The following is a 23,318-nucleotide window of genomic DNA, read 5'->3' on the forward strand; positions in this document are numbered from 1 at the left end:
AACCTGCAAGGCGATCAGGAGGAGGTTCTCATGAATCAAGCAGACGCTTGGAAATTGAGGTCATCACGCTATGAGGCCGTTCAATTCAGCCGAGAAATCAATAGGCAGCTCTCCGAGCTGAGGCCCGACAACATAACGGGAGCGGCTTATATTGCCAAAGATTACGCTGTCATCACCGCGTGTACGCTCGCAACTGTGTCGGTCTCATGGTGGCTCTACCCGCTGGCCGTCCTTCTGATTGGCGCCTATCAGCGCGGATTGACAACCATCGCGCATGATGCGGCTCATCGGACGCTCGCGAAGAACACGACGTGGAACTACGTCCTCGGCATTCTGTTCGCTTCCTATCCCCTGTTCCAGCGCCACTGGGCCTACCGGATCTCGCACGTCTATTTGCATCATCCCTATCTCGGGGACCCGGACAAGGATCCCGACCTGAAGTTCTTCCTGGCCAGCGGCGTTTACGACGTGCAGCCTCCGGAGCGGTACGCTTTCAACATGATCTGGAAGCCGATCTTCGGCGGCGCGACAGTCGCGTATCTGAAGTATCTTTGGACCAATCGGTTTTCGATCACAGATGCCGAGGATCAGAGCCGCTCAGGCATACTTATCGACAAGTATGGATTCTATCTCTTCTGGATCAGTATCCTGGCCGGGTCATATGCTCTTGGGCTGCTGCATATCGTCGTCCTGTTTTGGATCGTGCCCTATCTCACCACGTTTCAGGTCCTCGGCTGGTTTATCGAGCTCGCTGAGCACTCACCTATGTGCGAAACCGAGACGCAGAACGTCTATCTCACCAGGAATCGGAAAGGAAGTTTCCTCGAGCGGGCCATCCTCGGACAGAATCTGGATGAGTACCACCTTGAGCATCACCTTTCGCCCGGTATCCCGTTTTGGCTGTTGCGCAAAGCGCAGAAAATCCGAATGCAGGATCCGAACTATGCGAAGGTTGCCGCGACCTGGGGTGGGCTCTTTGTAAAGGGACCTCAAGGTCAACCTAGCGTCATAGCTCAGTTAAAAGAGCGAAATCGACGCTTGTATGAGCAGTCCGTTGCCGAGGTTCGCGCGCGAGGGCAGGTCGCGTGACGTTGCTACGGCCAGAGAGCACCCGAGCCGTGGTCGGCGTCACTTCGAATCGTCTTCTGGTCGATGGTGTGCATCGCGACTGGTTGCGGCGCAAGTACTTGCAGGCACTCAATCGTCATGCGGGATTGGCTTGCGTCATATTGCCGACGGTCGACGCCGAAGATGCGAGCGAGGAGGTCGCCCCGGCGATCATGAGCCGGCTAGACGGCTTGGTGTTGACAGGTGATGAGTCGAACATCGACCCCGCCGTCATGAGAGCGCCTGCGTCCTTGATGGAGGCTGATCGGCAGGACGTTGATGTTGGGATCCTTGACCGTCCGCGGGACAGGCTCTCTGCCGTAGCCATAGAGAGCGCCATCGCGCTCGGAATGCCTATTCTGGGCATCTGCCGCGGGCTTCAGGAACTCAACGTCTATTTCGGCGGCACGCTCCGCTCATCGCTTGCGGAGTGGAGGCCGGAAAGTGGCGCGATGCATGCCGAGAAGCCAGATCGTCCAAGAGACCGTCAGTACGACGCCGCGCACAGCGTCAGGATATGTTCCGATGGCGCGCTCTTTCCAATCGCGCGGACGATCGAAGCGCAAGTCAACTCGCTGCACAATCAAGGCATCGAGGTGCTTGCCCCGGCGCTGAGGCGGGAGGCGTGGGCGCCTGACGGTTTGGTCGAGGCGGCTTCGGTTATTGGCGCCCCGACCCTCCAAATCGGTGTGCAATGGCACCCCGAATGGCACGTCTCAACCGATCTCCTCAGCAAGCAACTATTCAAGGCATTTGGAGAGGCGTGTGTTGGGTACTACCGAACTAAGAAGAACTAGAGGCGGGTTGTGACATTTCAAACCAAACGCGGTCCGTGCACGTCGAAAGGACACTCCCTCGGAGCCGACGCACGCGTCCGGTCCTGCGAGGGCCGTGCGCCGCCTCGCGGGAACAGGAAGACTGGGCGATTGGCGAATCGCTTCGCTCTAGGAGTTCTATTTGTGGCGCTTTATGTCGTCGTGAGCGCGGCAGGCGAGGTTTATGCGGCGTCGTATTTTCAGCAAGCGGATGTGTTCGTCGCGCTCCTGCTGTCCTTCGCTGTGGTTTGTCTGATGTTCAATCTCCTGGCTTGCCACGAGGGAGGCGAGGCAACGGTGGCAAAAGGGTCGCTCCTGGTCTTCGTCGCGCTCAATGTCGTGACAGCAATCAACTGGATCGGCCTATTTATCGGACTGAAATACGCTGAACCTGCGATCGTGGTCGCGTTCATGGTGGCGCTGGGGCCTACCGCAACAGTGTGGTTAAACGCACTGATCAGGCGCCAGGGTGCCCCTCCAGCATCCGATATTGTCGTGAGCGTTACGATCGCAACGATCGGAAGTTACATGATTTGGATCTCGGCCAGCGGCAACGCAGGCGTGGAGTGGGGGGCTCGATCGTCCTTTGGCATCGTCTTGGCAATCGTGGCCGGCCTATCGCTGGCCCTTACAAATATACTTGTCAAACTGCTGTTCGACCTTGGGTTTTCTGGCCGACAAGTCCTGGCGCATCGCTTTTATGGAACGATTCTCTTGCTGCTGGGACTGGTCGATCATTCATCTATCGTGCGTGAGATCTCGCAGCATTGGTTTGCGATCGCGGCAATTGGGCTGTCGACGATCATTGTTCCTTTGCTCTTGATCCAGCAGGGCATTCGCCGAGTAGAGCCCTTCACCGTCAACATGGTCCTGTCCACCGCCCCTATCATCACCTTCCTGTTCCAGTACTTCGATTCTCGCATCGTGCCTTCGTTACATACGTTCATAGGAAATGCTCTCATTACGGCTGTCGCTGTCGGAAACATCTACTTGCAGTATCGGAGATCCGCATGAAAGAACGGAATTGTGTAATCGTAGACGCATACTCTACCGGCCGATACCTACCGGAAGAATTCAAGCGCTATGGAATTGGAACGGTGCATGTGATGTCGGCTGCACAGATTCCGCCCATATTCCAATCGCATTTCAATGCGGATCTTTATGATGAAGTCATTCGCCCCAGCGAGCGCATGGGATATGACGACATCGTTGATTATCATCTTCAGGCTCTCCATGGCCGGGAATTGGAGTTCGTTATCGCGGGCTGCGAGACCGGAGTTGAACTCGCCGATTCTCTGTCGGAGCGGCTTGGCTTACCATCAAATGGGACTGCGCTATCCGCTGCTCGGCGTGACAAAGCGCGATTGTCTTGCGCGCTGACCTTTGCAGGCGTGCGATCGATCAGACAAGTCGTGTCCGACAGTCCTGTAGAGATCGCGAGCTGGAAGCGTGAAGCGAAGTTCGATCAGATCGTGATCAAGCCGCTGAACAGTACGGGTACCGAGGATGTGTTCTTTTGCTCGACAGATGCTGATATTCAGCGGGCTGTGAGCGCAATTGTCGGGAAGACGAACCGTGTCGGAGCGTTGAATCGTTTTGCCCTTGGGCAAGAAAAAATAAACGGCCAGCAATATACCGTAAATGCCGTCTCGATCGACGGGGAAGCCTTCGTTACGGAGGCCTGGACCTATGACACGGTTCCGATTGAGAGGGCATCATCGGTCTGCTCACTTGAGAGATTGTTGGGCGGCAGCGAACCAATCGTTCAGGAACTGTCCGACTACTTGGTGCGTGCGTTGCAGGCACTACAGATCGTCGACGGGCCGGCTCATGCTGAGATCATCGTCGATCATCGGGGACCGGTTCTGGTGGACTTCGGAGCGAGGCTTCAAGGGACCATGTCGGCAAAAGCACGAACGATGGCGTTGGGGCACAACCATATGACCCTGACAGCCTGGCGCTACGCAGATCCCAAGGGCTTTGGTGAATATATGCGGCTGCGCGGTCCCTACGAGAGGCAGGCTCACGCACTTTGCGTCTCGCTGATCTCAGATATGGGCGGTGTCGTTGCCGGTTACCCGGGACTCGAAGCAATCCGCCAGCTCCCGAGCTTCGCGGATGCCATTGCATTCGTTCCGATTGGTCAAGAGCTAGTTCCCACGATCGACTTGGCGTCGACACCAGGCATCGTTTATCTCGTGAATAGCGACTTGACTCAGCTTGAGAACGACTATCGCAAGTTGCGAGCAATGCGGATGGACCAGGTGTTCGATTTAGTGATGCAGGATCGTGACTGATGCCAACTGATCCCAGGTTGACCGGGGCGAATCCAGCCCGCGCGGCGATGGTCGGCGTAAGCGACTTCGATGGCGTTCTGCGAGGCAAACACGTCTTAGGTGAAGATCTCTCGGGTGAAGATAAAGTTATCAAGTTCTCTGAAGCGGTGCTGGCGTGGGATTGTACGGACCGGGTCATTCCGGCCAGTTTCACGCCAAAGCCGCTATCGGCGTTCGGAGATGCTGACCTGCGTATTCTGTCAGGCACCGGCCGTTCGGTGTCTCATCTCGGCGATCAATATCTCTATCTCGCGGAGTTCGCGGGCGCACATGAGAACATCTGTCCGCGCGGTGTTCTGCGTAAGGTCCTGCGAAGGGCTGCTGACCACGGATACGACTGCACTGCCGGGTTCGAGTTTGAATTTATGCTGTTTAAGGAGAACGCAGACACGATTGAAGACAAGCCGTTCAGCGAATGGGCTCCTTTAACGCGCGGCCCGTTCGGCTACTCGATTGCGCGCTCTGTCGCACAACATGAGCTGTTCGATGAGATCTTGGCGCTTTGTGAGAAGGCTAGAATACCTCTCAGCGGACTACACTTTGAAACGGGACCTGGCGTGGTCGAAGCGTCAGTTCGTCATTGTGATGCGCTGGAAGCTGCCGATCGAGCAACCATATTCAAGTCGATGATAAAAGCCTGGGCGCAAACGCGAGGCATGATGGCTACATTCATGGCCAAGGTTTCCGAGAAATGGCCCGGCCAGTCCGGTCATATTCACATCTCGATGTCCTCGGATAGTCAAAATGTGTTCTACGACGGTGATGCGTTCGGCAACGTCTCCGATCTTATGAGGCAATTCATCGCCGGACAACTAGAATACATGAATGAGTTCTGTGTGCTCGCTGCGCCGAACTTCAACAGCTACAAGAGATTGGTACCTGGCTCCTGGGCACCAATCTGTCCAAGCTGGGGAGTTGACAACCGCTCCTGCGCGGTTCGCGCCATTCCGGGAGAGCCATCTGCCCATCGCCTGGAGTATAGGCTGCCTGGCGCAGACGTGAACCCATATCTCGCGCTCGCATGTGCGATTGGTTCGGGAATATTGGGCGTCGAGACAGGTCCGGCACTACCAGCTTCGATCGTCGGTGATGCAAGCGTGGAAATGTGTCGTTCGTCCGCGAGGCTGCCTCAAAGCCTATCAGAGGCAACATCTCGGTTTGCACAGTCTGCAGCGGCCAGTGATGTCTTCGGAGAAAGGTTTGTTGAAGCGTTTTCTTGCTCGCGCCGTTGGGAGTGGGAAGCCGTTCAACATCGGGTCACCGACTTTGAACGTCAAAGATACTTCGAGATCATTTAGCTTGAGCTCTTCGACAGTTCTGAACCTCATTCTCTCTGGCCGATGCCGGCGGGGCTACTGCGGCTATCTGTGCCGCTGATGTTGGACGTCATACAGAGCAAATGTGCTTACTCGCTAAGTGAGGATCTTGGGACGCTGAGGAGGTCTGCTGTTAGCTGCTCTGTGGCAGCAACCGCGATTGCGTTTGCGATGCTAGGTAATTCTAGCAACGAACAACACCATTTCCATTCGCATCAATGAAGACGTGCTCGGCTTCTTCAAGAGGGAAGGCAAACTCGATTATGCTCAGAGGACGAGCCGAAGAGGCCCGTGATGCGCGACGCTGTAGCCGAGCCGCGGAGCCACGCAGGACGCGAGGCGCAGCATCAATGGGGGCAGCGCGACCTGACGATGGCTTAGCCGCCGCGGGCTACGACGAGTCTGGCGTAGATCGGTGCTGACTAGTACGCGCTTCGCGCGGCGCGCGTGAATTTATGGTCGTCCGACCAGTTTGAGATGGTGGCCAGCGAAGTGTGCCGATCGGCTCCTTGAGCTTGAGTGTGCGCCCGGACTTTAGTGCGGCTACGCCAGTTCCGCAGTGAAAGAATGACGTAGCTGTCCCCGCGCTAGGGAGGAAGATGTGCTGCCTACGGCAGGGGGGCAGATCGCAAGCTGAGTCTGAGTGGTGCCTAATATTGATGAAGTGCGTCAAGTCATTGCGGACAGAGGCAGGTGCTTGGGTTACGGCACGTCGACCGGGGGCATGGATGCCGTCGGGCGTGGCACGAAGCCATTTTGATGCTGGTCACGTGCCGCCAACATGATCGTAAAAGTCGCGAGGAGGATTAGGAAAACGCGCATGCAACAAAGATTACGCGAAACGATATATCGCAATTATGAAACGGCTCACATCCCGTGCCTTGGAGGAGGAGCGGCTCTTACGGGCATCCCACGCACACAGCCTATTGGCCAGCAAACACCTCACAAATTATGATACTCGTTCGTTCTCGCCGGTAGCCGCCGAACAGCGGGACGATTCGCTCAAAAAATGCATTTTCCCTTGCAGGCCGCAGGAATAGTGCAGCGAATTTGAGTAGTAATCCGGTGATTGGCTACTCACCGCGAAGGCAGCCAGCCCATCGTGCTGCTTTCGGGCGCCATGAAGGACGGTTCATGCGCAATCATGACATTGTGTCCGGCAGCCTGTTGGCGCTGACCGCCGCTGGGCTTGCGCTGCTTTGCTCTAGCCTGCTCGCATTTGCTTTCATTTAGATCCCGCGCTCGACCTTTGGGCGCTAGGATCCCTGCGAGACCTCACGCAAGACGGTACGCAGCCGGACAGGGGCGCTGGTAGGGTTTTCTACGTATGGGGGCCCGGCGGTTGCAGATGATCCTGATTACCACAAAATGCCTGCCACATGACGATGCGCCTTCCAACGACGTCGGAAACCGACGGTCCACCATCTTGACCGGCAGGCCGACCCTCTCATTGCTCCGCGTGGTTTCTGAATTCCTCTGTGAGTCGCAAGAAGTTCATAAGCAGGACGTGCCCCTGTGAGGTAAGTATCGACTCGGGATGAAACTGGACCCCATAGGTGGGATAATAGCCGTGCGTGAGGGCCATGATCTCGCCTTCCTCCGAACGCGCTGTCACTATGAGGTTCTGCGCACATGACTGATCAAGCTCGACGATAAGAGAATGGTAGCGTCCGACGTCAAGCGGGGTTGGCAGCCCCTTGAATAACCCTCGGCCGTCATGCGCAACGTGCGAGCGCCGACCGTGCATGGGCCGATGCGCACGCGCCACTCGTCCTCCGAAAACGCTCCCAATACACTGATGTCCAAGGCAGATGCCGAGAATTGGTACGCGTCCTGAAAGTTCGCGAACCACTGTTGTCGATATTCCTGCCTCACTTGGAGTGCAGGGGCCGGGCGATATGACCACCGCGCGCGGGTTGAGACCAACGAGCTCGCTGATGCTGATAGCGTCGTTTCGGATCACTTCCGTTGCTTCACTGAGCTTGTGGAAATAGCGGGCAATGTTGAACACGAAGGAATCGTAATTATCGATGATGACAATCAAAATGCACCAGCTGGTTCAGAATTAAAGGCATCAAAGATTCGCTCTGCCTTGGCGAGCGTTTCCTCGTATTCGGCCTCGGGCTCCGACAGGGCCGTTATACCGCTGCCGGCATGAAACACAGCCAGGTCGCCGTCGATCGTGACAGTGCGGATCGCAATACTTGTGTCCATGTGCCCGTTGAAGCCGATGAAGCCGATCGCCCCACAATAGACCTCTCGCGCTATGCGCTCGATTTCTGCAATAATTTCCATCGACCGCAGCTTTGGCGCTCCCGTGATGGAGCCGCCGGGAAAGCAAGCGCGCAGCAGGCTAACGGCATCTTCATCTCCGGCAAGTGTCCCCGTAACGATCGACACGAGATGGTGCACTGAGGCATAGGACTCGAGATTGCACAGGGCCGGAACCTCGACCGAATGCGCAGTGCAAACGCGTGACAGATCGTTGCGCAAAAGGTCGACAATCATCGTGTTCTCGGCATGATCCTTTTCGGAAGCGAGGAGAACAGCCGCACGGCGGTGGTCTTCCTTGAAATCAGGAGAACGCGCGATCGTGCCCTTGATAGGTCGTGTCTCGACTTGTCGCCCCTCAAGCTTCAGGAATCGTTCCGGCGAACTTGATGCGATGGTCAGCTTTCCCCATCGCAGCAGGGCCGCAAAAGGCGCTGGATTCAATGATCGTAACTGGCAATAGAAGGCGAGTGGATCAAACGAGATCGACAGGCGGGTGCTGAAACGCTGCGCGATATTCGTCTGGAACACGTCACCCGCCAGGATCAAGTCGATCACGCGTTGTACCGCCGCAATGTAGCCCTCGCGGCTGAAGTTCGAGCGCCATGCGCCCGCTCTGCTGGGACAACCCTTCTGTGGCGCCGTTGGGCCGGCAAGCAATGCTGCAAACTCGTCGGCTCGACGACGCGCTCGTTCGCTCCGTCGCACGCGATCCTGCTCCGGCCATCCGGTCGAGACGATCCAGCATTTGTTATCCCGGTGGTCGAAGCTGATGACCACATCATAGAAATGCAGGATGGATTGGGGCAAACCCAGACCGGCAATTGCCGGCGCAGACAATCGCTCCAATGTCCTGTTCATGTCGTAGGCAAGGTAGCCTGCCGCTCCTCCCTGGAACGGCGGGAGATCGGGACGATGCTCTTGCGGGTACTTCGCGAGTAGCGTGCGAAGGACCTTCCATGGATCGGCCTCGAGAGTCAGTCCGTTCCAACTTACTTGGCCGTTCGCGACCCTATAGGTGCTGAACGGGTCGCACGTTAGATATGAGTAGCGCCCAAGCAGCTCGTGCCTTGCTACGCTATCGAGAAACGTGAGATGCGATCGATGCCCAAGACGTCGCATCGCTGTAACAGGTTCAACCCACTGCAACTCGCGAACGTACATCGGGTTATCGGTCACCGGCGGCTGACGTCGTGAAAGTGCCGTTCCATCTGTTGCCCCACCCGATGAGAACGACGCTTGCCTGCGATGGGCCGAAACTTGAGGCCCATTGCCAAGTTAACCCGGCGGTGGACTTTTTGCTGCGACAGCACCTGGATCATCCTGCCGTGGAGGCGAGAGGGGTATCTATTGATACATCGTAGTCGGCCGCGAACCGCAGCTCGCGGAGCGGTCGGACCCGTTTAATCGACTCCTGGTAGAGATCGTCCGCTTTGTACGCTGCGAGCTTCGCCTCGCTGTCGAACTCACCATAGACCACGATGTCGATATCGTTGCCGAGCTGATCGGTCTTGCGGTTGCGGGCAACCTCAAGCCGGCGCGCATGTGGTATCGTGGTGAGAAGCGAAAGACCTTCGATGATAAGGTCGATATGCGCCTCGTCCTTGGCGCTGAAGAAGACGATGTGACGAATCATGGCCGTCCGTGGAGATGTCGCTAGCGGGTGCCATAACTATCTGGGAATGGAGCGCGTTGCAATGAGGCTAGTCGCTTGCAGCATGATCGTCGCTTGCGATCGTCGGCGATCCGCAATGAAGCTTGCCAGACTTGCTCAGGACGCCGGAAGGGCAAGGCGCTCAATGGTTTGAATGTGCCGCGTGAGCAGGTTACAGGCTTGGTCGACGTTGCGCGTTCGCAGGGCTTGCAGAATCAGGCGGTGATCTTGATTGGAGCGCGGTCGCCAGCCCACCGATCGCGCCATCGCGAACACCAATCGAGAATTGGCAAGCTGCAGTCCATCGAGGCTCGCGAGCAGACGCGGCATTCCGCACGGCGCGACCAAGGCTTGGTGAAAGGCGCGGTTGGCCGTCTCAAATTCCTCGATCGTCTTTGCATTGTCTCCTTCGATCAGGGCGAGCTCGATCTGAGCCAAATGAGCTGTTGTGAGCCTTGGCCCCGAATGGCGCAATGCCACCACTTCGAGCGCGGCGCGCATTTCGGCGATCTCCTTCACTGAACGGGTATCGAGCGGGGCAACCCGAACACCGCGACGCGGCACAGCGACAACAAGATGTTGTGCCTGCAGCTGCCGAAAGGCCTCGCGCACGGGGACGTGGCTGGAATTGAATTCTCGTGCCACGTGATCCTGACGGAGTGGCGCGCCTGGCTCTAAGGCGCCGCTGATAATGCGCTCAGCAATTGAGTCCGCGATGCGCGCGACCGTCGTCATGTTGTCAGTAGTGATCATAGATTATCTACCGCAATAACCGGTGCATTTGCGAGGTAGCTCGATTAGCATCTCTTCGAGAGCAATGACTATAGATAATTGACGCGATTATCTACAATTGAGCGGGATTGGGTTATGGATGCTGCTGCGCAAGTCCAGAAGGAAACAGGCAACGGGGCGCAGATTCGTTGTCATTGGAACGTCGAAGAGGCTAAGGCGCTCTACGACCTTCCTTTTGCCGACCTGATGCTTCAGGCCCAGCGCGCTCATCGCAAGAACTTCGATCCAAACCACGTCGAAACTGCGAGCCTGCTCAGCATCAAGACCGGCGGCTGTCCGGAAGACTGCGGCTACTGCTCGCAAAGCGCGCATTACGAGACCGGCCTGAAAGCCACCCGTCTGATGCGCTGCGCCGATGTGGTTGCGACCGCGCAGCGCGCGAAGGATGCCGGCGCCACGCGCTTCTGCATGGCCGCGGCCTGGCGCACGCCAAAAGATCGCGATCTTGATTCCGTCTGCGACATGGTCAACGCGGTAAAAGGACTCGGCATGGAAACGTGCGTCACGCTCGGCATGCTGACACCGAAGCAGGCCGCGCGCCTCGCCGAGGCCGGCCTTGACTTCTACAATCACAACGTCGACACATCGCCAGAGTTTTACAGCAAGATCATCACCACCCGCAGGCTGCAGGACCGCATCGATACGCTGGCGCATGTGCGCGATGCCGGCATCAAGATCTGCTGCGGCGGGATTATCGGCATGGGCGAGCGCGTCGAGGACCGCCTAGGTATGCTCGTGCTGCTCGCCAATCTTCCCAACCATCCCGAAAGCGTGCCGATCAACCTGTGGAACAAGATCGAGGGCGTGCCGGTGGAAGACACCGCGGAGCCTCCCGATCCGATCGCGCTGGTCCGGCTGCTGGCGACCGCGCGGATCATGATGCCGAGGAGTGTGGTTCGCTTGTCCGCCGGGCGGCAATACATGACCGATGAATTGCAGGCGCTTTGCTTCTTGGCCGGCGCAAATTCAATCTTCGTCGGCGACGTGCTCTTGACCACCAAAAACCCGAAAGTTGATCGCGACGCGGATCTGCTGGCCCGGCTCGGCATCACGTCCAGGCTCGCCTGACGGAAGCAGTGCGCGCAATATGTTGCCCCTACAATCCAGCCTAGGTGAGAAATGCAGATAACTTTGATGAAGGGCAAAATCCATCGCGCCTCAGTGACCGAAGCTGATCTGCACTACGAAGGCTCGATCTCGATAGATCGTACGCTCCTGGACGCAGCAGGAATGGTGATCAACGAGCGCGTCGAAATCTACAATGTCGAAACAGGGACGCGCTTTGCCACCTACGTGATCGAGGCACCGCCGATGTCTGGCACGATAAGCCTGAACGGTGCGGCCGCCCGACTGGCGATGCCCGGAGACAAGATCATTATCGTTGCATATGCCTCATTCGACGAGGCCGAAGCAAAGATATTCAAGCCACGCATTGTGCGTGTGGACCGAGACAATCGCATGCTGGCAAGTTGAACCTAGCGGGCCATCCTACCTTCTTACACGGCCAACGCATCTTTTGCGTGATTTGATGCGATCCTCGGAGTGATGAATGCGGTCAATCCAAACACCTAGACTTGGTCCCTACGTCGCAGCGTTGAATGCCTTGAACGAAGATAAACGGCTGCGCTGCCTCAAGCCGCGCGTGGGGATCGATTTCGCGTCGAACGACTATCTGGCGCTCGGGAGCGCCTCGCGCATCAAAAAGGCGATGGTCGCCGCGCTCGAGGCGGGCACTCCGGTTGGAGCCGGCGGGTCGCGGCTTCTGCGCGGCAATTGCGAGGAGCATGAACGGCTCGAAACGGAAGCGGCTCAGTTCTTTGGCGCGGAGGCAGCGCTTTTCTTTGGAGGCGGCTACATCGCAAATTTTGCCCTCCTGACAACGCTGCCGCAGCGCGGTGATCTGCTCGTTCTCGATTCGCTCGTGCACGCCAGTATTCACGAGGGGGCGCGGGCCGGCCGCGCAGAGTGTCGAATTCACGCGCACAATGATCCCCAGTCAGTCGAAGACGCAATTCGCGACTGGCGAAACAAAGGTGGGGCGGGCGGCGTCTGGATTGTGGCCGAAAGTCTCTACAGTATGGATGGCGACTTCGCTCCCCTCGAAGAGCTGGTGGCAATCGCCGATCGCCAAGACGCGTTTCTGATCGTGGATGAGGCTCATGCCACAGGCGCTTACGGGCATCAGGGACGAGGGCTCACGGCCCCTTATGACAGGCGCGAAAATCTCATCGTCGTTCATACCTGCGGCAAAGCGCTCGGTGCGGCGGGTGCACTTGTTACGGCCTCCGGCATCTTGCGCGATTTCATGGTCAACCGCTGCCGTCCGTTTATTTTTGCCACCGCACCGTCACCATTGATGGCCGTTGCGGTTCGAGAGGCACTCCTCACCCTGCAGAAAGAGCCGGAGCGGCAGCAACGGCTGGCCAAACTCGTTGCGTTCGCGCATCGGCAGATCACCTCGCTTGGTTTGCGCACACCATCGACCTCTCAGATCGTGCCGTACATCGTAGGTGACAATGCTCATGCAATGCGACTTGCCGCTGCTCTGCAGGCGCGCGGCTTCGATATCCGCGGAATTCGGCCGCCAACCGTCCCTGCAGGCACCGCCCGCTTGCGAATTTCGTTGACACTCAATGTTGGGGAAGCGGACGTGCGCGCAATGCTCGATGCGCTGGTTGAGGTGACGAGGGGCTCGTTTTGAGGAATAAGCGGATCGTCGTGACTGGTACGGATACCGGGGTCGGTAAAACGGTATTTTCCGCGGGGCTCGCCAACCTTCTCGGCGCGAATTACTGGAAGCCGGTCCAGGCTGGACTCGAACGAGAGACCGACTCCGAGTGCATCCGCCGCCTCGGTGGCCTCTCGTCCGATCGGATTGTCCCGGAGCTCTATCGACTTCGGACGCCTGCGTCGCCCCATTACTCCGCGGAGATCGACGGTGTTCGCATCGATACTGAGACGCTTCGACTGCCGGACAGCGGCGAGCGGCAACTCGTGATCGAGGGCGCCGGCGGGCTCATGGTGCCGCTGACAGCGCGCACTCTTTACATCGACATCTTCGAGCGCTGGCAGCTTCCCGTCGTGCTTTGCGCAAGGACGGGACTAGGCACAATCAATCACTCCCTGCTCTCCATAGAGGCTCTGCGGAAGCGTCAGATTCGAATCCTTGGAATTGCGTTCATTGGCGAAAGAAACTCCGAAACTGAAAGCGCGATTTGCGAGATCGGGAGAGTGCGCTGGTTGGGGCGGCTCCCGTGGCTGGTTCCCCTCACGGACGATAGGCTGCAGGCCGCTTTCAAAGACTCCTTTGTTAGTGGCGATTTCCTGAACCTATGAAGATGGCCAAGAGGTCGCCGATCTGGCACCCGTTCACGCAGCATGCTCTACAGCGGGACATGACGAAGGTGCTGCGAGGAGAGGGGGCTTATCTCTACACCGAAGATGGCCGACGCCTTATCGATGCAATCTCCTCCTGGTGGGTCGTGACGCACGGCCATTGCCATCCATGCATCGTGAACGCGATCCGAGAACAGGCAGGCAAGCTCAACCAGGTCATCTTCGCCGGATACACTCACGACCCGGCTGAGCAAGTTGCGACGGAACTATTGAAGGTCACCTCCCCGGCGCTCGAGCATGTGTTCTTCTCCGATAGCGGGTCAACCAGCGTCGAAGTCGCGCTGAAAATGGCGCTCGGCTACTGGCGCAATACCGGAAGACAGCGAACCCAAATTGTGGTGATGCAGCACTCGTACCATGGCGACACGATCGGGGCGATGTCGGTAGGTAGCCGAGGCGTCTTCAATGCGGCCTACGGGGCGCTGATGTTCGAGGTCACCTCGATTCCGTTCCCGGCAAGAGATCGTGAGCAAAGAGCGCTCGATGCGCTTGAAAACGCGTGTCGAAACGAACATCCAGCAGCCTTTATCGTTGAGCCCCTGATATTGGGTGCCGGTGGAATGCTGATGTATTCTCCCTCGGTGCTAAGAGAGATGAAGCGGATCTGCGAAGCCTTCGACGTCCTGCTCATTGCGGACGAGGTCATGACCGGCTGGGGCCGGACGGGTACCTTGTTTGCGTGTGAGCAGGCCGATGTCACGCCCGATATTGCCTGCTATTCGAAAGGCCTCACGGGTGGGGCCCTGCCGCTCGCCGTCACACTCTGTCGTGCCGATATTTTCGATGCGCATTATTCTGAAGATCGCACGCGTACGTTTTTTCATTCGAGCTCATATACGGCCAATCCAGTGGCCTGTGCCGCCGCCAAGGCTAATCTGGACCTATGGCAGGATCAGGAATATCGCGGGCGGCTGGCATCCTTGGCCAGGATGCAAGAACAGGCGCTCGCGCCATTCCGCGCCGATTCACGGTTCGCAAACGTCCGACGCACAGGAACAGTCACAGCGCTTGAACTCAACACGAACGATGCCGGCTATCTGGCGGACATCGGTCCCAGGCTTTTGGCTTTCTTCCAAGCGCGGAATCTGCTGTTACGCCCACTCGGTAACACCATCTACGTGATGCCGCCTTACTGCGTTACGGCGGCCGACCTTGATGAAATCTATACTGCCATCCGCGACGCTGCTGACTTGCTGATGTGAGATGCACGAGAACTGTGCAATCGTCTGCAGTGTCCTGCAAGGCGAAAGTGTCCATATTGCTGCCGCTTGATAGTGCAACGAGAATGCAGCACCCCAAGCTCGCAGGCGGATCGTGCTAAGCACTTAAGCGCTCCGGGATCCCAACTGCCGCAGAAATCCTGCGGGCTAGCCATGAAAGGCGCAGCATTTGGCCGAAATGTCGGGCGAATTGCGTTAATCGCGATAGAGAAATCCATTATCTTGAGCAAATTCTCGGCGAGGCTTTCTGCGGAAAGTACTGCTTCGCGAGGCAGCCGCACATCACAGTCAAGGCTCTTGATGGCTGCAAGAACCAGGGAGACGGCCCGCCGGGCGATCGCACACCTTTGGTGCGCGCGTGGCGCTGTGGTCAGAGGGCAGCGGGGCTTCCCAAGTAAATGTGTGATAGGAGGCGAGAATGCACATTGGCTTCCGTAATTCCCTCGACCATTCAGCCACATGCTGCGCGATATGCGGCGGAAAGTTTGGGCTGATCCGCCATTACTGCTGGCGAACGGCCCTTTGCTCCAAGAAATGCGTCAACCGCTTCAAGGAGCGGCGGGAGGCCGATCAGAGATGGCTTCGACGGCGGCGAGCGGCTTAGGAATGGACTGAGTTGTGCCGGTACGGCCCTGGTCAGAGAATTCGAGTGCCCTCTAGAGCGCGTGGAAATCAAGTGACAGAAACATCGGCAAAACTAATCGACTTCAGGGCCTACAGGGCCAGCAGGCTGGCTCGGTCTGAGCGCCTTCGCGACGACATCTACTCGACTGCGCCTCTCGCTGCGCTTACAGCGGCCTGTCACCTTTGGACGTTCCTGGCCTGCCATCCGTTTGCTTTGCTCGGTGCGCCAGCGCCGAAGCAGGAGTCTAACGAGTACCCCTAGGGGCGACACGCAGATGTGCCCTAAAGACGAAGTCCCCACTGCGTGCATCTGCAGCTCGCTCCGGTCGAGCCGTCACCGTTTGGAGAGACTGCAATCGGCCCAGAAACGCGTGCAGATGATGGCTCGTCGCGAGCGCCACTCCTCGATTGAGGTCGCGGCTGGCATAGCCGCTGAAACTGCACGGAAGACGAGCCATCGGGCGGTGAGATCGCGATGAGGAAGGTCTTGCCTCATGGTTGCGCGACCATTGGACTGTTTTTGCGCTGTTCTCCAGTTCTAGAGAACTGGGATCTCCATCCTCCATGCCATTGACAGGCTTCTCCCGCGTTCTCTAGGAAGCGCCGACGGTGTGTGGGGAGCGGATTCAATATGAGCCACAGTTCAGAGCAGCCTCTAGAGCGTGTCACGATTCCGGCACTGCAGCAGTGGAAGGATGAAGGACGGCGTGTCGTGATGACCACCGCCTACGATGCGGTTGCGGCGCGCATCGCGGATCCCATTGTTGATATCATCCTGGTCGGCGATAGCGTTGGAAACGTCTGCCTGGGATTCGACAACACACTGCCCGTCAGCGTGGCCATGATGAATCATCACCTGGAGGCTGTTGCGCGCACGAGGCCTCATGCGCTGCTTGTGGCCGACATGCCCTTTCTGAGCTTTCATGTCGGTTCTGAGGATACGATTCGCAATGCAGGAGGTTTTCTGCAGCGTGGCGCCGATGCTGTGAAACTCGAGGGTGGTGCCAAACGCATCGAGATGGTACGCGCCTTGGTCGATTGCGAAATTCCTGTGATGGGACATCTCGGTCTGACCCCGCAGAGCGTCAACGTCATGGGTGGATTCAAGGTGCAGGGACGGACAACGGATACCGCCTTGCGGCTGCTCGATGACGCGCACCGTCTGCAGGAAGCCGGCTGCTTCGCGCTGGTCTTGGAGGGTATTCCTGCCGAGCTCGCGGCGCGAGCGACCGAATTTCTCACGATACCGACCATCGGGATCGGAGCAGGACGTGATTGCTCGGGCCAAGTGCTCGTGTTTCATGATGTCTTGGGGCTAACCGAAGGTCATCGCCCCAAGTTCGTTCGTGCATATGCCAATGGATTCCAGCTGTTCCAGGAGGCGCTGTCGCGCTGGGCTGCCGATATCCACAAAGGTGCATTCCCCGGCTCAGAGGAGTGCTATCGGCTTCCTGATCAGCTTCGGCATGCCGTAGCCAACTGGGTGCCCTCCAACTCAACCTCAAGGTAAGAAATGCAAGTCATTACGAAGGTCGCTGAGCTGCGTCGCGCCCTTGCAGACGTTCGCAATGCCGATAAGCGCATCGGATTCGTTCCGACGATGGGATACTTGCACGACGGCCACCTGGCCCTGATCTCGGCTAGCCGGGGACACTGCGACGTCACTGTCGTTAGCATCTTCGTCAACCCCACTCAGTTCGGCCCAAATGAGGATCTCAGCAGGTACCCTCGCGACTTCGCGCGCGATGAAGCGTTGTGCCGCAGTGCCGGGGTCTTCATCATCTTTGCGCCGAGTGCAGAGGAGATCTATCCGGCTCAATTTGAGAGCTTTGTCGAGCCGGGCGAACTCGCAAAAACGCTGTGCGGAGCTTTCAGGCCTGGACATTTTCGTGGTGTAGCGACTGTCGTCTGCAAGCTATTCAACATGGTGCAGCCGGACGTCGCGTACTTTGGACAGAAGGATTTTCAGCAATGCGCTGTGATACGCCGCATGACCGTTGATCTGAATCTTCCGATCGAGATTGTCACTGTGCCAACCGTGCGGGAGCCAGATGGGCTGGCAATGAGCAGTCGCAACCGTTATCTCAGCCCGGAAGAACGTGGTCGTAGCCTTGCGATCAGCCGTGGCTTGTTCGCCGCAGCGCAGGAGTTTGCCTCAGGGGAGCGCGACGCGGCAACGCTGATTGCGCTTGCAAGAAAGCATTTGGAAAGGGTCGATCGACTGCAGTACCTTGAGCTTGTCGACACTGGGACCCTCAGGATTGCCGAGAGCCCTCTGCGCTATCCGGCGGTGCTCTGTGTCGCAGCGTTCGTCGGCTCGACTCGGTTGATCGACAATGTAGTCCTGTCCTGGTCGCCAGTCGCGGAGGCTCTTACGATCTGATGTACTTGCGTTGCGGTCCAGCAAATGCCCATTATCTTCCTCGATGGGATGAGGGAGATCTCCCAATGCTGGAAGGTGCCACGACCGCGCTCCTGCGCACGATCCTGGATGAGGTTTGCGAGAGCGTCTCACCGTATGACGCCGGCGTCCGCGCCTACGTTGCCTCCAAAATCCTGGAGGCCGCCACCAGAGGTGAGACGCGCCCCCATCTGCTTAAACAGATCGGTCAGGAAGCTCTTTCCAGAGCACCAACGATGTGGCGATAGATCTAAGACATGGCTTGTCGTTGAGGAATTTCCAAGTCAGAGTGCTGAAGATCCTGGCCTGCTATCCAGGTTCGCGCGCGCCGTCGCGTCGCCTGCTGCAGTAGCTCCCGCCGATGCGCCAGAAGCGTCTCCAGCGCGCTGCGGTCGTTTAGTTTCACATAGCCGTCCACAATCAATCCAATCGAAAGAGACATCGAAACTCTCAAACAAAGCTGTTCTCAACGAAGATGCGTATAGCACATCGGCAAATGATGTTCAGCTCGTCGGGAGCGAATACTGAAGGGCGAGCTTGTTAGCGACAAGCGTCCGGCGCTGGGGGCGTGACCGACTATTCCTTGCGCCGGGCACGGGAGTGATCGAATTCGCCGACATCGTCAGCGAGAAGAGCGCCTGGGAGGTGTTCTTCTATTTCACTTCGCTGCTGACGCTGGCCTCGGGCCGCCGCGGCGAACCAGGTCTGGCTCGGCGCTTCCCTGGCGAAGCATTTCGTGTAGACGTCCATGGCCTGGTCTTCCTTGGCCATGGCGTCCGGCGGGGTCTTCCTGGCCATCATCTGCACCGACAAGCGTCCAGCTCTGTTTGAGGGACTAACCGAGCAGAAAAACGGCGTATGGCGAGCCAAAAATGCTGCAGATCGTCGCAGTGGAAATGCGAGGCTGGGCGAAGGAATGATATCACGAACTGTCATGGTCCTTATCCGCCTGCCGAACTGCTTCCGATATCCGATGACCGGCGGCGCGTTGATGGACGACATGCTCGCCTGAATATCTCTTCATAGAGATTGCGACGACCTCAGGAGCGTCCAGGATGCTCGATGAATATTTGGCCCGCATTCGTGCTCACCGCAACAACATCCACCGCTATCGTGGCCTGCTGAAGTCGAACCTGTCGGATGTCGAACGTCAGTTCATCGAAAGACGCCTCACCGAAGAGCAGGCCGCGCTCGAGTCTCTTTCGGCCGAGACCTTCCCGCTCGCGTTTAGCCTTCGGAAGGGGGCGGACATGTCGGCAAGCTAGGCGGCGGAGCCGCGAACGACGCGCGCATTCGGGAGCACGCGTTTTCTCGCCGACGGCATCATCATGAGCTCGCGATCCGGCAAATAATCGATGATATCCGTCCGCTGTTGGCCTAGCCCGAGGACCTGATCTGCTGACCTGCACGTGAGTTCATTCGGCTCGGGCATCGGGTGCTCAATCTATATCAGCATTTGCCCATAGCGGATTAGAAAGCCGCACTGTTCGACCGATTCTCGCTCGCGGACCTATTTGTATTCGGCCGTATGTCGGCAGTTTGTTAGATTGGCTATTCCCGCAAATGTCAGAACGAGCATCGATTGCTGCGACAAGTGCGCCGAAGCACTCAAGGTGCTTCACGACTTCATTCTATCGGACGATATCCCTCCCTGCTACCAGCAAGTGCTAGCAAGGTTCGGGCGTGACCACCATCGCTCGGCGTGCGTGCGAGAGAAGGTCAACGAGTTCATCATCCATGACGTGCTCAGCACGCCCTTTCGTGACGTACCCGGCCCGCAGCACGACTTGATTACGGCAATTGGTCTGTTTGGGCTTTGCAAAAGCCCCGCTCGGATTGAACGCCAGTGACTAGCGCTTACGCTGGTGCGGCTATTGCGGTGAAGATTTGATGATCCGCAGCAAGTTGAGTTGTTTGACCCAGCGGCTACGACGACCTTCTTGAGGTGAAATGATCTGGAGAGGACCGGCCCCGCTCGGCGATGGGGAGCCATCTTGCGCATCTGCCACCAGGAACGTGCCGTTATCAAACTCGGGAAGAGAAATAATCGCGACGAAACCGTCAGCGCCTTGAACGTGGAGATATTTTGCGACGTTGGCACCTTTCAGATCTTGCTTGAGCGGCACCCCTGCTTTGTTCAAAAGGGCAGCCAGGTCAACTCCTGAATAGGTCGTATTTTTCCCGGCCGAATCCGCGACGGTGATCGATGTGTGAGGAAGTGCCTGAAAATCGGGTTCAGAGAAGGACAGTGGCGTCGTCACTTGTCCATCTACCGTCAAATAAGCAGATGACGTTGCAGTCTGCGCATGCGCGCTTGCCGCAAAGAGGAAAAGGAGAGGCGCCGTACGTTTCGTACAGAACGCGGTCGTCATCCTCCCTTTAAAGGTCAGGCCTACTCCCAAGCTCTGACCGAAAGCTGACCGCTGAATCGATTCGGGCTTGCAAAGGCAGATTCGCGCTGTAATTGTATCGGAATAAAATGATGCGTCATAGAGGAAAGAGGCTCATGCGCGTTACTCAACATTTAGGAAGTATATTTCGCAACGTCCTTTTTGCGACCACGATGACATGCCTTGCTCCGACACATGGGCATGCCGCAAGCGGTTGTGCTCCCGGATCGACTTGCCTGTCGGTGACAGGGAAGGGCGTTCCGGCTCCTGAGCCGGCACCTTTCATTGCGCAATGCACCGGGGTCTTCCCAGACTTCGTCACGCCATCAGCGATGGTACCGAGCGCTGGTCCGTGGTTCAAACTGTCCCAATCGTACCCTACGGCTGTCCCGGCGAACGACGCGCCGTGGTCGAATATCGACTTCAAGGACGGAGTGACGGGCGCCAATGCTTACCTCTATGCTCTGCGAGACTATGCATTTGATGGCATGATCGATGCCGACTTCAAGCCGGAAGCCAATAATGTTCGGCCTTGGTTTCACATGCCGCTGATGAATTTTGGACCGCGTGCACGAGAGCCGATGCGCGGCTTGACGTCAGAACGTTCTGTGACCGGACCGGAGCTCGGTCTCAAGCCGGGAGTGACCATTCACAATTATGCGGTCGGCTTCTACAATGCAGCAGGTGCCGTCACGATCGGACAGGTCTTGGGCGGCGCCTCGCCCGATCTGGCAAAGGCTCAATTCCCCCAAGGGGCAATGACCTTCAAGATCTTGTTCAGCGACGTTACCGCGAATGACTTCCAGGGTTCTGACGTCTTGTCGGGTGCTCCGCAGTGGACGATCCGAACAGCAGCCGGCCCCCAAACCGTGCGCCTCATGCAGATGGACGTCGCCGCAGTGGATAGTCGCTCGCCAACCGGGTGGGTCTTCGGGACTTTTGCTTTTGACAGCAATGCAACTGATACGTCCCCGTGGCGGAGGCTCCGGCCCGTAGGCCTTTCATGGGGAAATGACTTCGGCTTCACACCCGCTGATCAGCAAGCAGGCAAGAAGCTGACCGAAACCACGATCTCGGACCAGGCGCCTGCTTACGCAGCCTCCCATTTGGGATGGGCGGGGCGCGCGAACGGGCCGGTCGACAATCCGATTTCGGGGTGCTTGAGCTGTCACAGCACCGCCCAATTGCCGTCGGCGCCCATTACATTTTCGAACGCCTGTACAACGGACGCTCAGAAGATGCTCTGGTTCAGAGACCTGAAGGGTAATCAGCCGTTTGGAGGCGTGGATGCAAGCTGCAATCCCATCACCAGCGCACCTCCGCCGAAGCCTCTCGACTTTTCACTCCAATTATCGGTCGCAGTCCAGAACGTGGTGCAGTTTGGGGATGCCAATCCGTGTTCGCCATCGGCCTCTATCATGAACCTTCGGGTCGACGACCAACCCGGAGAGCACCCGCGCATTGCTCGCTAGCGCCAATTATCTAAGGGATGGAAGAGGCGCTTCCGCAAGATGGTTCATCTCAACGACGTGCCGCGACATCTTCGTCGCAGCACGGTTGGCATCAAGCTGTCAGGTCTTTGAGGAAGTCCTTCTCGAAATAGGTCTTGGCGTGGAGCCCGAGAAATTTCGAACTCAGTATGGGATTTCTGGCGATCGTCTGCAACTCTTCGATCTGCGGTGGGGTTGCAGGCAGAAATCCAGCAAGCCTATGTGCTCGCTCGACTTCACCCGCATATAATGCCGTGCGCTGAGCCCACTGGAGCTTGAGCTCCTGCTCAAAGCGGGCGTCCACGTGCGGACGTGCAATAATGAGCTCTGCCAGCAAATCGGCATCAAGAAAGGCATCCGTAATTCCCTGGGCGGTGACCGAGTCCTTGTGAGACCAAGCATCGCCAATGAGACACGTTCCGGTGTCTGGCATGGCGCGAATGAACGATGGCTGATTCAACGCCCTTCGGAAACCCTCACGGAGCGTGGCCTGGGGCGGGAGCGTGACGAAGTTTGCTATTCGAGTTGCTGCTTCGCGCAGAAAACGTTGGGGACCAGCCTTGAAACTGTCGAAGAGAGCCGCCGGTCGCTGAATGACGTCCCGACACAGGCCTCATGGAGTTCGGAATGTCTATACGTCCTTTACTGCGTGGGGCTAATGGTCAGAAAGCGGCAGTTGGATTTGTCCAACTATGATGCGTGCTCGCCTCTGATTGAGGAAGCGATGCAACTGGTCGGGCGATACTACGAGGATGCCGATCGTGTCGCCGCCTACCGTCTCTTCAGATCAGTCAAGGCGAGGGAGGATCTTCGACAATTGATCGAAGGCGTGAAGCTCAATTCAGCACAGTCGCGGCAGCTCGGTTTTGGATTTTGAGGATGCAGGTCCTCTCACGTTGCTTGTGAGCATTACTGCAGCCCATTGGCCCCGACTAGGCCCGACGTTTGAGTATGGAATGTGTGCCTCACCTTGGATCAGCTTGAGACGCTTCCTTTGATCTCAGCTTCTCGCCTATCGGCGCCTGCATGTTCTGCTCAAGCGGGAGGGCTATCTGGTCAATCGTAAGAAGCTGTTCCGACTCTATCGGGAAGAGAGGCTGGCGGTCCTTCCCGTGGTGGCCGCAAGCGGGCGCTCGGGACCAAGGGGGCCGATGGCGGTGCCGATAGCGCCGAATGACCGCTGGTCGCTCGACTTCGTCTCGGATCAGCGTACCGATGGCCGCCGCTTCCGCATCCTGACCATGGTCGACGAGTGCACGCGCGAGTGCCTGGCGTCGGTGGCCGACACCTCGCTGTCTGGCTCCCGGGTGGCTCGAGGGTTGGACCAGCTGATGATCGAGCGCGGCAAGCCCAAAATGGTGGTCAGCGACAACGGCACCGAGCTGACCAGCGACGCCACCCTGAGATGGGCCGATCAGAGCCGCGTCGCCTGGCATTACATCGCACCCGGCAAGCCGACGCAGAATGCCTTCATCGAAAGCTTCAATGGCCGTCTCTGATAGGAAT

At 57.8% G+C, this 23,318-nt stretch carries 23 protein-coding genes and 1 pseudogene; 17 read left to right on the plus strand and 7 right to left on the minus strand.

Annotation, left to right across the window (positions count from 1 at the left end; translation table 11 throughout):
* The first annotated feature begins 30 nt into the window (after positions 1–30).
* From rtxC to ACNJX8_RS11155, 5 genes are all read left to right on the plus strand, one after another.
* The gene (gene rtxC, locus ACNJX8_RS11135) at positions 31–1,089 is read left to right on the plus strand and encodes a dhydrorhizobitoxine desaturase (RefSeq protein ID WP_439360639.1); all 1,059 of its coding nucleotides are present in this window, start codon (positions 31–33) and stop codon (positions 1,087–1,089) included.
* 29 nt (positions 1,090–1,118) lie between these two features.
* Complete coding sequence (locus tag ACNJX8_RS11140; RefSeq protein WP_439360640.1) at positions 1,119–1,904, plus strand: gamma-glutamyl-gamma-aminobutyrate hydrolase family protein; 786 nt, start codon at positions 1,119–1,121, stop codon at positions 1,902–1,904.
* Positions 1,905–2,066: 162 nt separating this feature from the next.
* The gene (locus tag ACNJX8_RS11145) at positions 2,067–2,936 is read left to right on the plus strand and encodes an EamA family transporter (RefSeq protein ID WP_439360641.1); all 870 of its coding nucleotides are present in this window, start codon (positions 2,067–2,069) and stop codon (positions 2,934–2,936) included.
* Positions 2,933–4,219, plus strand: a complete 1,287-nt coding sequence (locus ACNJX8_RS11150) for an ATP-grasp domain-containing protein (protein WP_439360642.1) — start codon at positions 2,933–2,935, stop codon at positions 4,217–4,219. Before ACNJX8_RS11145 ends, ACNJX8_RS11150 begins: the two co-directional genes overlap by 4 nt.
* Positions 4,219–5,556: a glutamine synthetase gene (locus tag ACNJX8_RS11155; RefSeq protein ID WP_439360643.1), complete on the plus strand. Its 1,338-nt coding sequence runs from the start codon at positions 4,219–4,221 to the stop codon at positions 5,554–5,556. Before ACNJX8_RS11150 ends, ACNJX8_RS11155 begins: the two co-directional genes overlap by 1 nt.
* Before the next feature lie 1,465 nt (positions 5,557–7,021).
* Here the strand turns inward: ACNJX8_RS11155 and ACNJX8_RS11160 are convergent.
* From ACNJX8_RS11160 to ACNJX8_RS11175, 4 genes are all read right to left on the minus strand, one after another.
* Positions 7,022–7,618 carry an anthranilate synthase component II gene (locus tag ACNJX8_RS11160; protein WP_439360644.1) on the minus strand — a complete coding sequence of 199 codons (597 nt, stop codon included), beginning with the start codon at positions 7,616–7,618 and terminating at the stop codon, positions 7,022–7,024.
* Complete coding sequence (gene pabB / locus ACNJX8_RS11165) at positions 7,615–9,009, minus strand: aminodeoxychorismate synthase component I (RefSeq protein ID WP_439360645.1); 1,395 nt, start codon at positions 9,007–9,009, stop codon at positions 7,615–7,617. Before pabB ends, ACNJX8_RS11160 begins: the two co-directional genes overlap by 4 nt.
* Before the next feature lie 154 nt (positions 9,010–9,163).
* Entirely contained in the window at positions 9,164–9,481 is a 318-nt protein-coding gene (locus ACNJX8_RS11170) for a Dabb family protein (protein WP_439360646.1), read from the minus strand.
* Between the two features lie 135 nt (positions 9,482–9,616).
* Positions 9,617–10,252 (minus strand): GntR family transcriptional regulator, encoded by a 636-nt coding sequence (locus ACNJX8_RS11175; RefSeq protein WP_128946089.1) that lies wholly within the window; start codon positions 10,250–10,252, stop codon positions 9,617–9,619.
* Between the two features lie 114 nt (positions 10,253–10,366).
* On the opposite strand from ACNJX8_RS11175, the gene bioB reads away from it, so the two are divergent.
* The 8 genes from bioB (at position 10,367) to ACNJX8_RS11215 (ending at position 18,180) form a co-directional block, all read left to right on the plus strand.
* Positions 10,367–11,359 (plus strand): biotin synthase BioB, encoded by a 993-nt coding sequence (gene bioB, locus ACNJX8_RS11180; protein ID WP_439360647.1) that lies wholly within the window; start codon positions 10,367–10,369, stop codon positions 11,357–11,359.
* A 51-nt stretch (positions 11,360–11,410) separates the two neighbouring features.
* Positions 11,411–11,764 carry an aspartate 1-decarboxylase gene (panD, locus tag ACNJX8_RS11185; RefSeq protein ID WP_128946091.1) on the plus strand — a complete coding sequence of 118 codons (354 nt, stop codon included), beginning with the start codon at positions 11,411–11,413 and terminating at the stop codon, positions 11,762–11,764.
* A 76-nt stretch (positions 11,765–11,840) separates the two neighbouring features.
* Positions 11,841–12,992, plus strand: coding sequence for an 8-amino-7-oxononanoate synthase (locus ACNJX8_RS11190; RefSeq protein WP_439360649.1), 1,152 nt, complete (start codon positions 11,841–11,843; stop codon positions 12,990–12,992).
* A complete protein-coding gene (bioD, locus tag ACNJX8_RS11195; protein WP_439360650.1) occupies positions 12,989–13,627 on the plus strand; it encodes a dethiobiotin synthase in 639 nt (212 codons plus the stop codon). Before ACNJX8_RS11190 ends, bioD begins: the two co-directional genes overlap by 4 nt.
* Positions 13,624–14,889 carry an adenosylmethionine--8-amino-7-oxononanoate transaminase gene (locus ACNJX8_RS11200; protein WP_439360651.1) on the plus strand — a complete coding sequence of 422 codons (1,266 nt, stop codon included), beginning with the start codon at positions 13,624–13,626 and terminating at the stop codon, positions 14,887–14,889. The genes bioD and ACNJX8_RS11200 overlap by 4 nt, the downstream gene beginning before the upstream one ends.
* 1,273 nt (positions 14,890–16,162) lie before the next feature.
* Positions 16,163–17,041 (plus strand): 3-methyl-2-oxobutanoate hydroxymethyltransferase, encoded by an 879-nt coding sequence (gene panB / locus ACNJX8_RS11205; protein ID WP_439360652.1) that lies wholly within the window; start codon positions 16,163–16,165, stop codon positions 17,039–17,041.
* Between the two features lie 3 nt (positions 17,042–17,044).
* Positions 17,045–17,914, plus strand: a complete 870-nt coding sequence (panC, locus tag ACNJX8_RS11210; RefSeq protein WP_439360653.1) for a pantoate--beta-alanine ligase — start codon at positions 17,045–17,047, stop codon at positions 17,912–17,914.
* 65 nt (positions 17,915–17,979) lie between these two features.
* The gene (locus tag ACNJX8_RS11215) at positions 17,980–18,180 is read left to right on the plus strand and encodes a hypothetical protein (protein WP_439360654.1); all 201 of its coding nucleotides are present in this window, start codon (positions 17,980–17,982) and stop codon (positions 18,178–18,180) included.
* Positions 18,181–18,508: 328 nt separating this feature from the next.
* On the opposite strand, the gene ACNJX8_RS11220 is transcribed toward ACNJX8_RS11215, so the two are convergent.
* Complete coding sequence (locus tag ACNJX8_RS11220; RefSeq protein WP_439410352.1) at positions 18,509–18,934, minus strand: hypothetical protein; 426 nt, start codon at positions 18,932–18,934, stop codon at positions 18,509–18,511.
* A 53-nt stretch (positions 18,935–18,987) separates the two neighbouring features.
* Here ACNJX8_RS11220 and ACNJX8_RS11225 point away from each other — a divergent pair, with 53 nt between their 5' ends.
* Positions 18,988–19,197: a hypothetical protein gene (locus ACNJX8_RS11225; RefSeq protein WP_439360655.1), complete on the plus strand. Its 210-nt coding sequence runs from the start codon at positions 18,988–18,990 to the stop codon at positions 19,195–19,197.
* Between the two features lie 606 nt (positions 19,198–19,803).
* Here the strand turns inward: ACNJX8_RS11225 and ACNJX8_RS11230 are convergent.
* Entirely contained in the window at positions 19,804–20,304 is a 501-nt protein-coding gene (locus tag ACNJX8_RS11230) for a molybdopterin-dependent oxidoreductase (RefSeq protein WP_439360656.1), read from the minus strand.
* A 506-nt stretch (positions 20,305–20,810) separates the two neighbouring features.
* On the opposite strand from ACNJX8_RS11230, the gene ACNJX8_RS11235 reads away from it, so the two are divergent.
* A complete protein-coding gene (locus tag ACNJX8_RS11235) occupies positions 20,811–21,794 on the plus strand; it encodes a hypothetical protein (RefSeq protein ID WP_439360657.1) in 984 nt (327 codons plus the stop codon).
* Between the two features lie 91 nt (positions 21,795–21,885).
* Here ACNJX8_RS11235 and ACNJX8_RS11240 read toward each other — a convergent pair whose 3' ends face one another.
* Positions 21,886–22,272 (minus strand): hypothetical protein, encoded by a 387-nt coding sequence (locus ACNJX8_RS11240; RefSeq protein ID WP_439360658.1) that lies wholly within the window; start codon positions 22,270–22,272, stop codon positions 21,886–21,888.
* Positions 22,273–22,488: 216 nt separating this feature from the next.
* On the opposite strand from ACNJX8_RS11240, the gene ACNJX8_RS11245 reads away from it, so the two are divergent.
* Both ACNJX8_RS11245 and ACNJX8_RS11250 read left to right on the plus strand, forming a co-directional pair.
* Positions 22,489–22,689, plus strand: a complete 201-nt coding sequence (locus tag ACNJX8_RS11245; protein WP_439360659.1) for a hypothetical protein — start codon at positions 22,489–22,491, stop codon at positions 22,687–22,689.
* 136 nt (positions 22,690–22,825) lie between these two features.
* Positions 22,826–23,308, plus strand: a pseudogene (locus ACNJX8_RS11250) (DDE-type integrase/transposase/recombinase); the annotation flags it as partial.
* Between the last annotated feature and the right edge of the window lie 10 nt (positions 23,309–23,318).

The sequence above is a fragment of the Bradyrhizobium sp. SPXBL-04 genome, assembly GCF_051853035.1.
GTDB classification, from domain to species: Bacteria; Pseudomonadota; Alphaproteobacteria; order Rhizobiales; family Xanthobacteraceae; genus Bradyrhizobium; species Bradyrhizobium zhanjiangense.

Excerpts from the sequence above, each read along its gene's own strand:
- ACNJX8_RS11150 (WP_439360642.1), top strand. The coding sequence starts at position 2,933 with ATGAAAGAACGGAATTGTGTAATCGTAGACGCATACTCTACCGGCCGA.
- pabB (WP_439360645.1), bottom strand. The coding sequence starts at position 9,009 with ATGTACGTTCGCGAGTTGCAGTGGGTTGAACCTGTTACAGCGATGCGA.
- ACNJX8_RS11220 (WP_439410352.1), bottom strand. The coding sequence starts at position 18,934 with ATGTCGTCCATCAACGCGCCGCCGGTCATCGGATATCGGAAGCAGTTC.
- ACNJX8_RS11225 (WP_439360655.1), top strand. The coding sequence starts at position 18,988 with ATGCTCGATGAATATTTGGCCCGCATTCGTGCTCACCGCAACAACATC.
- panC (WP_439360653.1), top strand. The coding sequence starts at position 17,045 with ATGCAAGTCATTACGAAGGTCGCTGAGCTGCGTCGCGCCCTTGCAGAC.
- ACNJX8_RS11155 (WP_439360643.1), top strand. The coding sequence starts at position 4,219 with ATGCCAACTGATCCCAGGTTGACCGGGGCGAATCCAGCCCGCGCGGCG.
- panD (WP_128946091.1), top strand. The coding sequence starts at position 11,411 with ATGCAGATAACTTTGATGAAGGGCAAAATCCATCGCGCCTCAGTGACC.
- ACNJX8_RS11235 (WP_439360657.1), top strand. The coding sequence starts at position 20,811 with ATGATCGATGCCGACTTCAAGCCGGAAGCCAATAATGTTCGGCCTTGG.
- bioB (WP_439360647.1), top strand. The coding sequence starts at position 10,367 with ATGGATGCTGCTGCGCAAGTCCAGAAGGAAACAGGCAACGGGGCGCAG.
- ACNJX8_RS11175 (WP_128946089.1), bottom strand. The coding sequence starts at position 10,252 with ATGATCACTACTGACAACATGACGACGGTCGCGCGCATCGCGGACTCA.
- ACNJX8_RS11230 (WP_439360656.1), bottom strand. The coding sequence starts at position 20,304 with ATGACGACCGCGTTCTGTACGAAACGTACGGCGCCTCTCCTTTTCCTC.
- ACNJX8_RS11215 (WP_439360654.1), top strand. The coding sequence starts at position 17,980 with ATGCTGGAAGGTGCCACGACCGCGCTCCTGCGCACGATCCTGGATGAG.
- ACNJX8_RS11190 (WP_439360649.1), top strand. The coding sequence starts at position 11,841 with ATGCGGTCAATCCAAACACCTAGACTTGGTCCCTACGTCGCAGCGTTG.
- rtxC (WP_439360639.1), top strand. The coding sequence starts at position 31 with ATGAATCAAGCAGACGCTTGGAAATTGAGGTCATCACGCTATGAGGCC.
- ACNJX8_RS11200 (WP_439360651.1), top strand. The coding sequence starts at position 13,624 with ATGAAGATGGCCAAGAGGTCGCCGATCTGGCACCCGTTCACGCAGCAT.
- panB (WP_439360652.1), top strand. The coding sequence starts at position 16,163 with ATGAGCCACAGTTCAGAGCAGCCTCTAGAGCGTGTCACGATTCCGGCA.
- ACNJX8_RS11170 (WP_439360646.1), bottom strand. The coding sequence starts at position 9,481 with ATGATTCGTCACATCGTCTTCTTCAGCGCCAAGGACGAGGCGCATATC.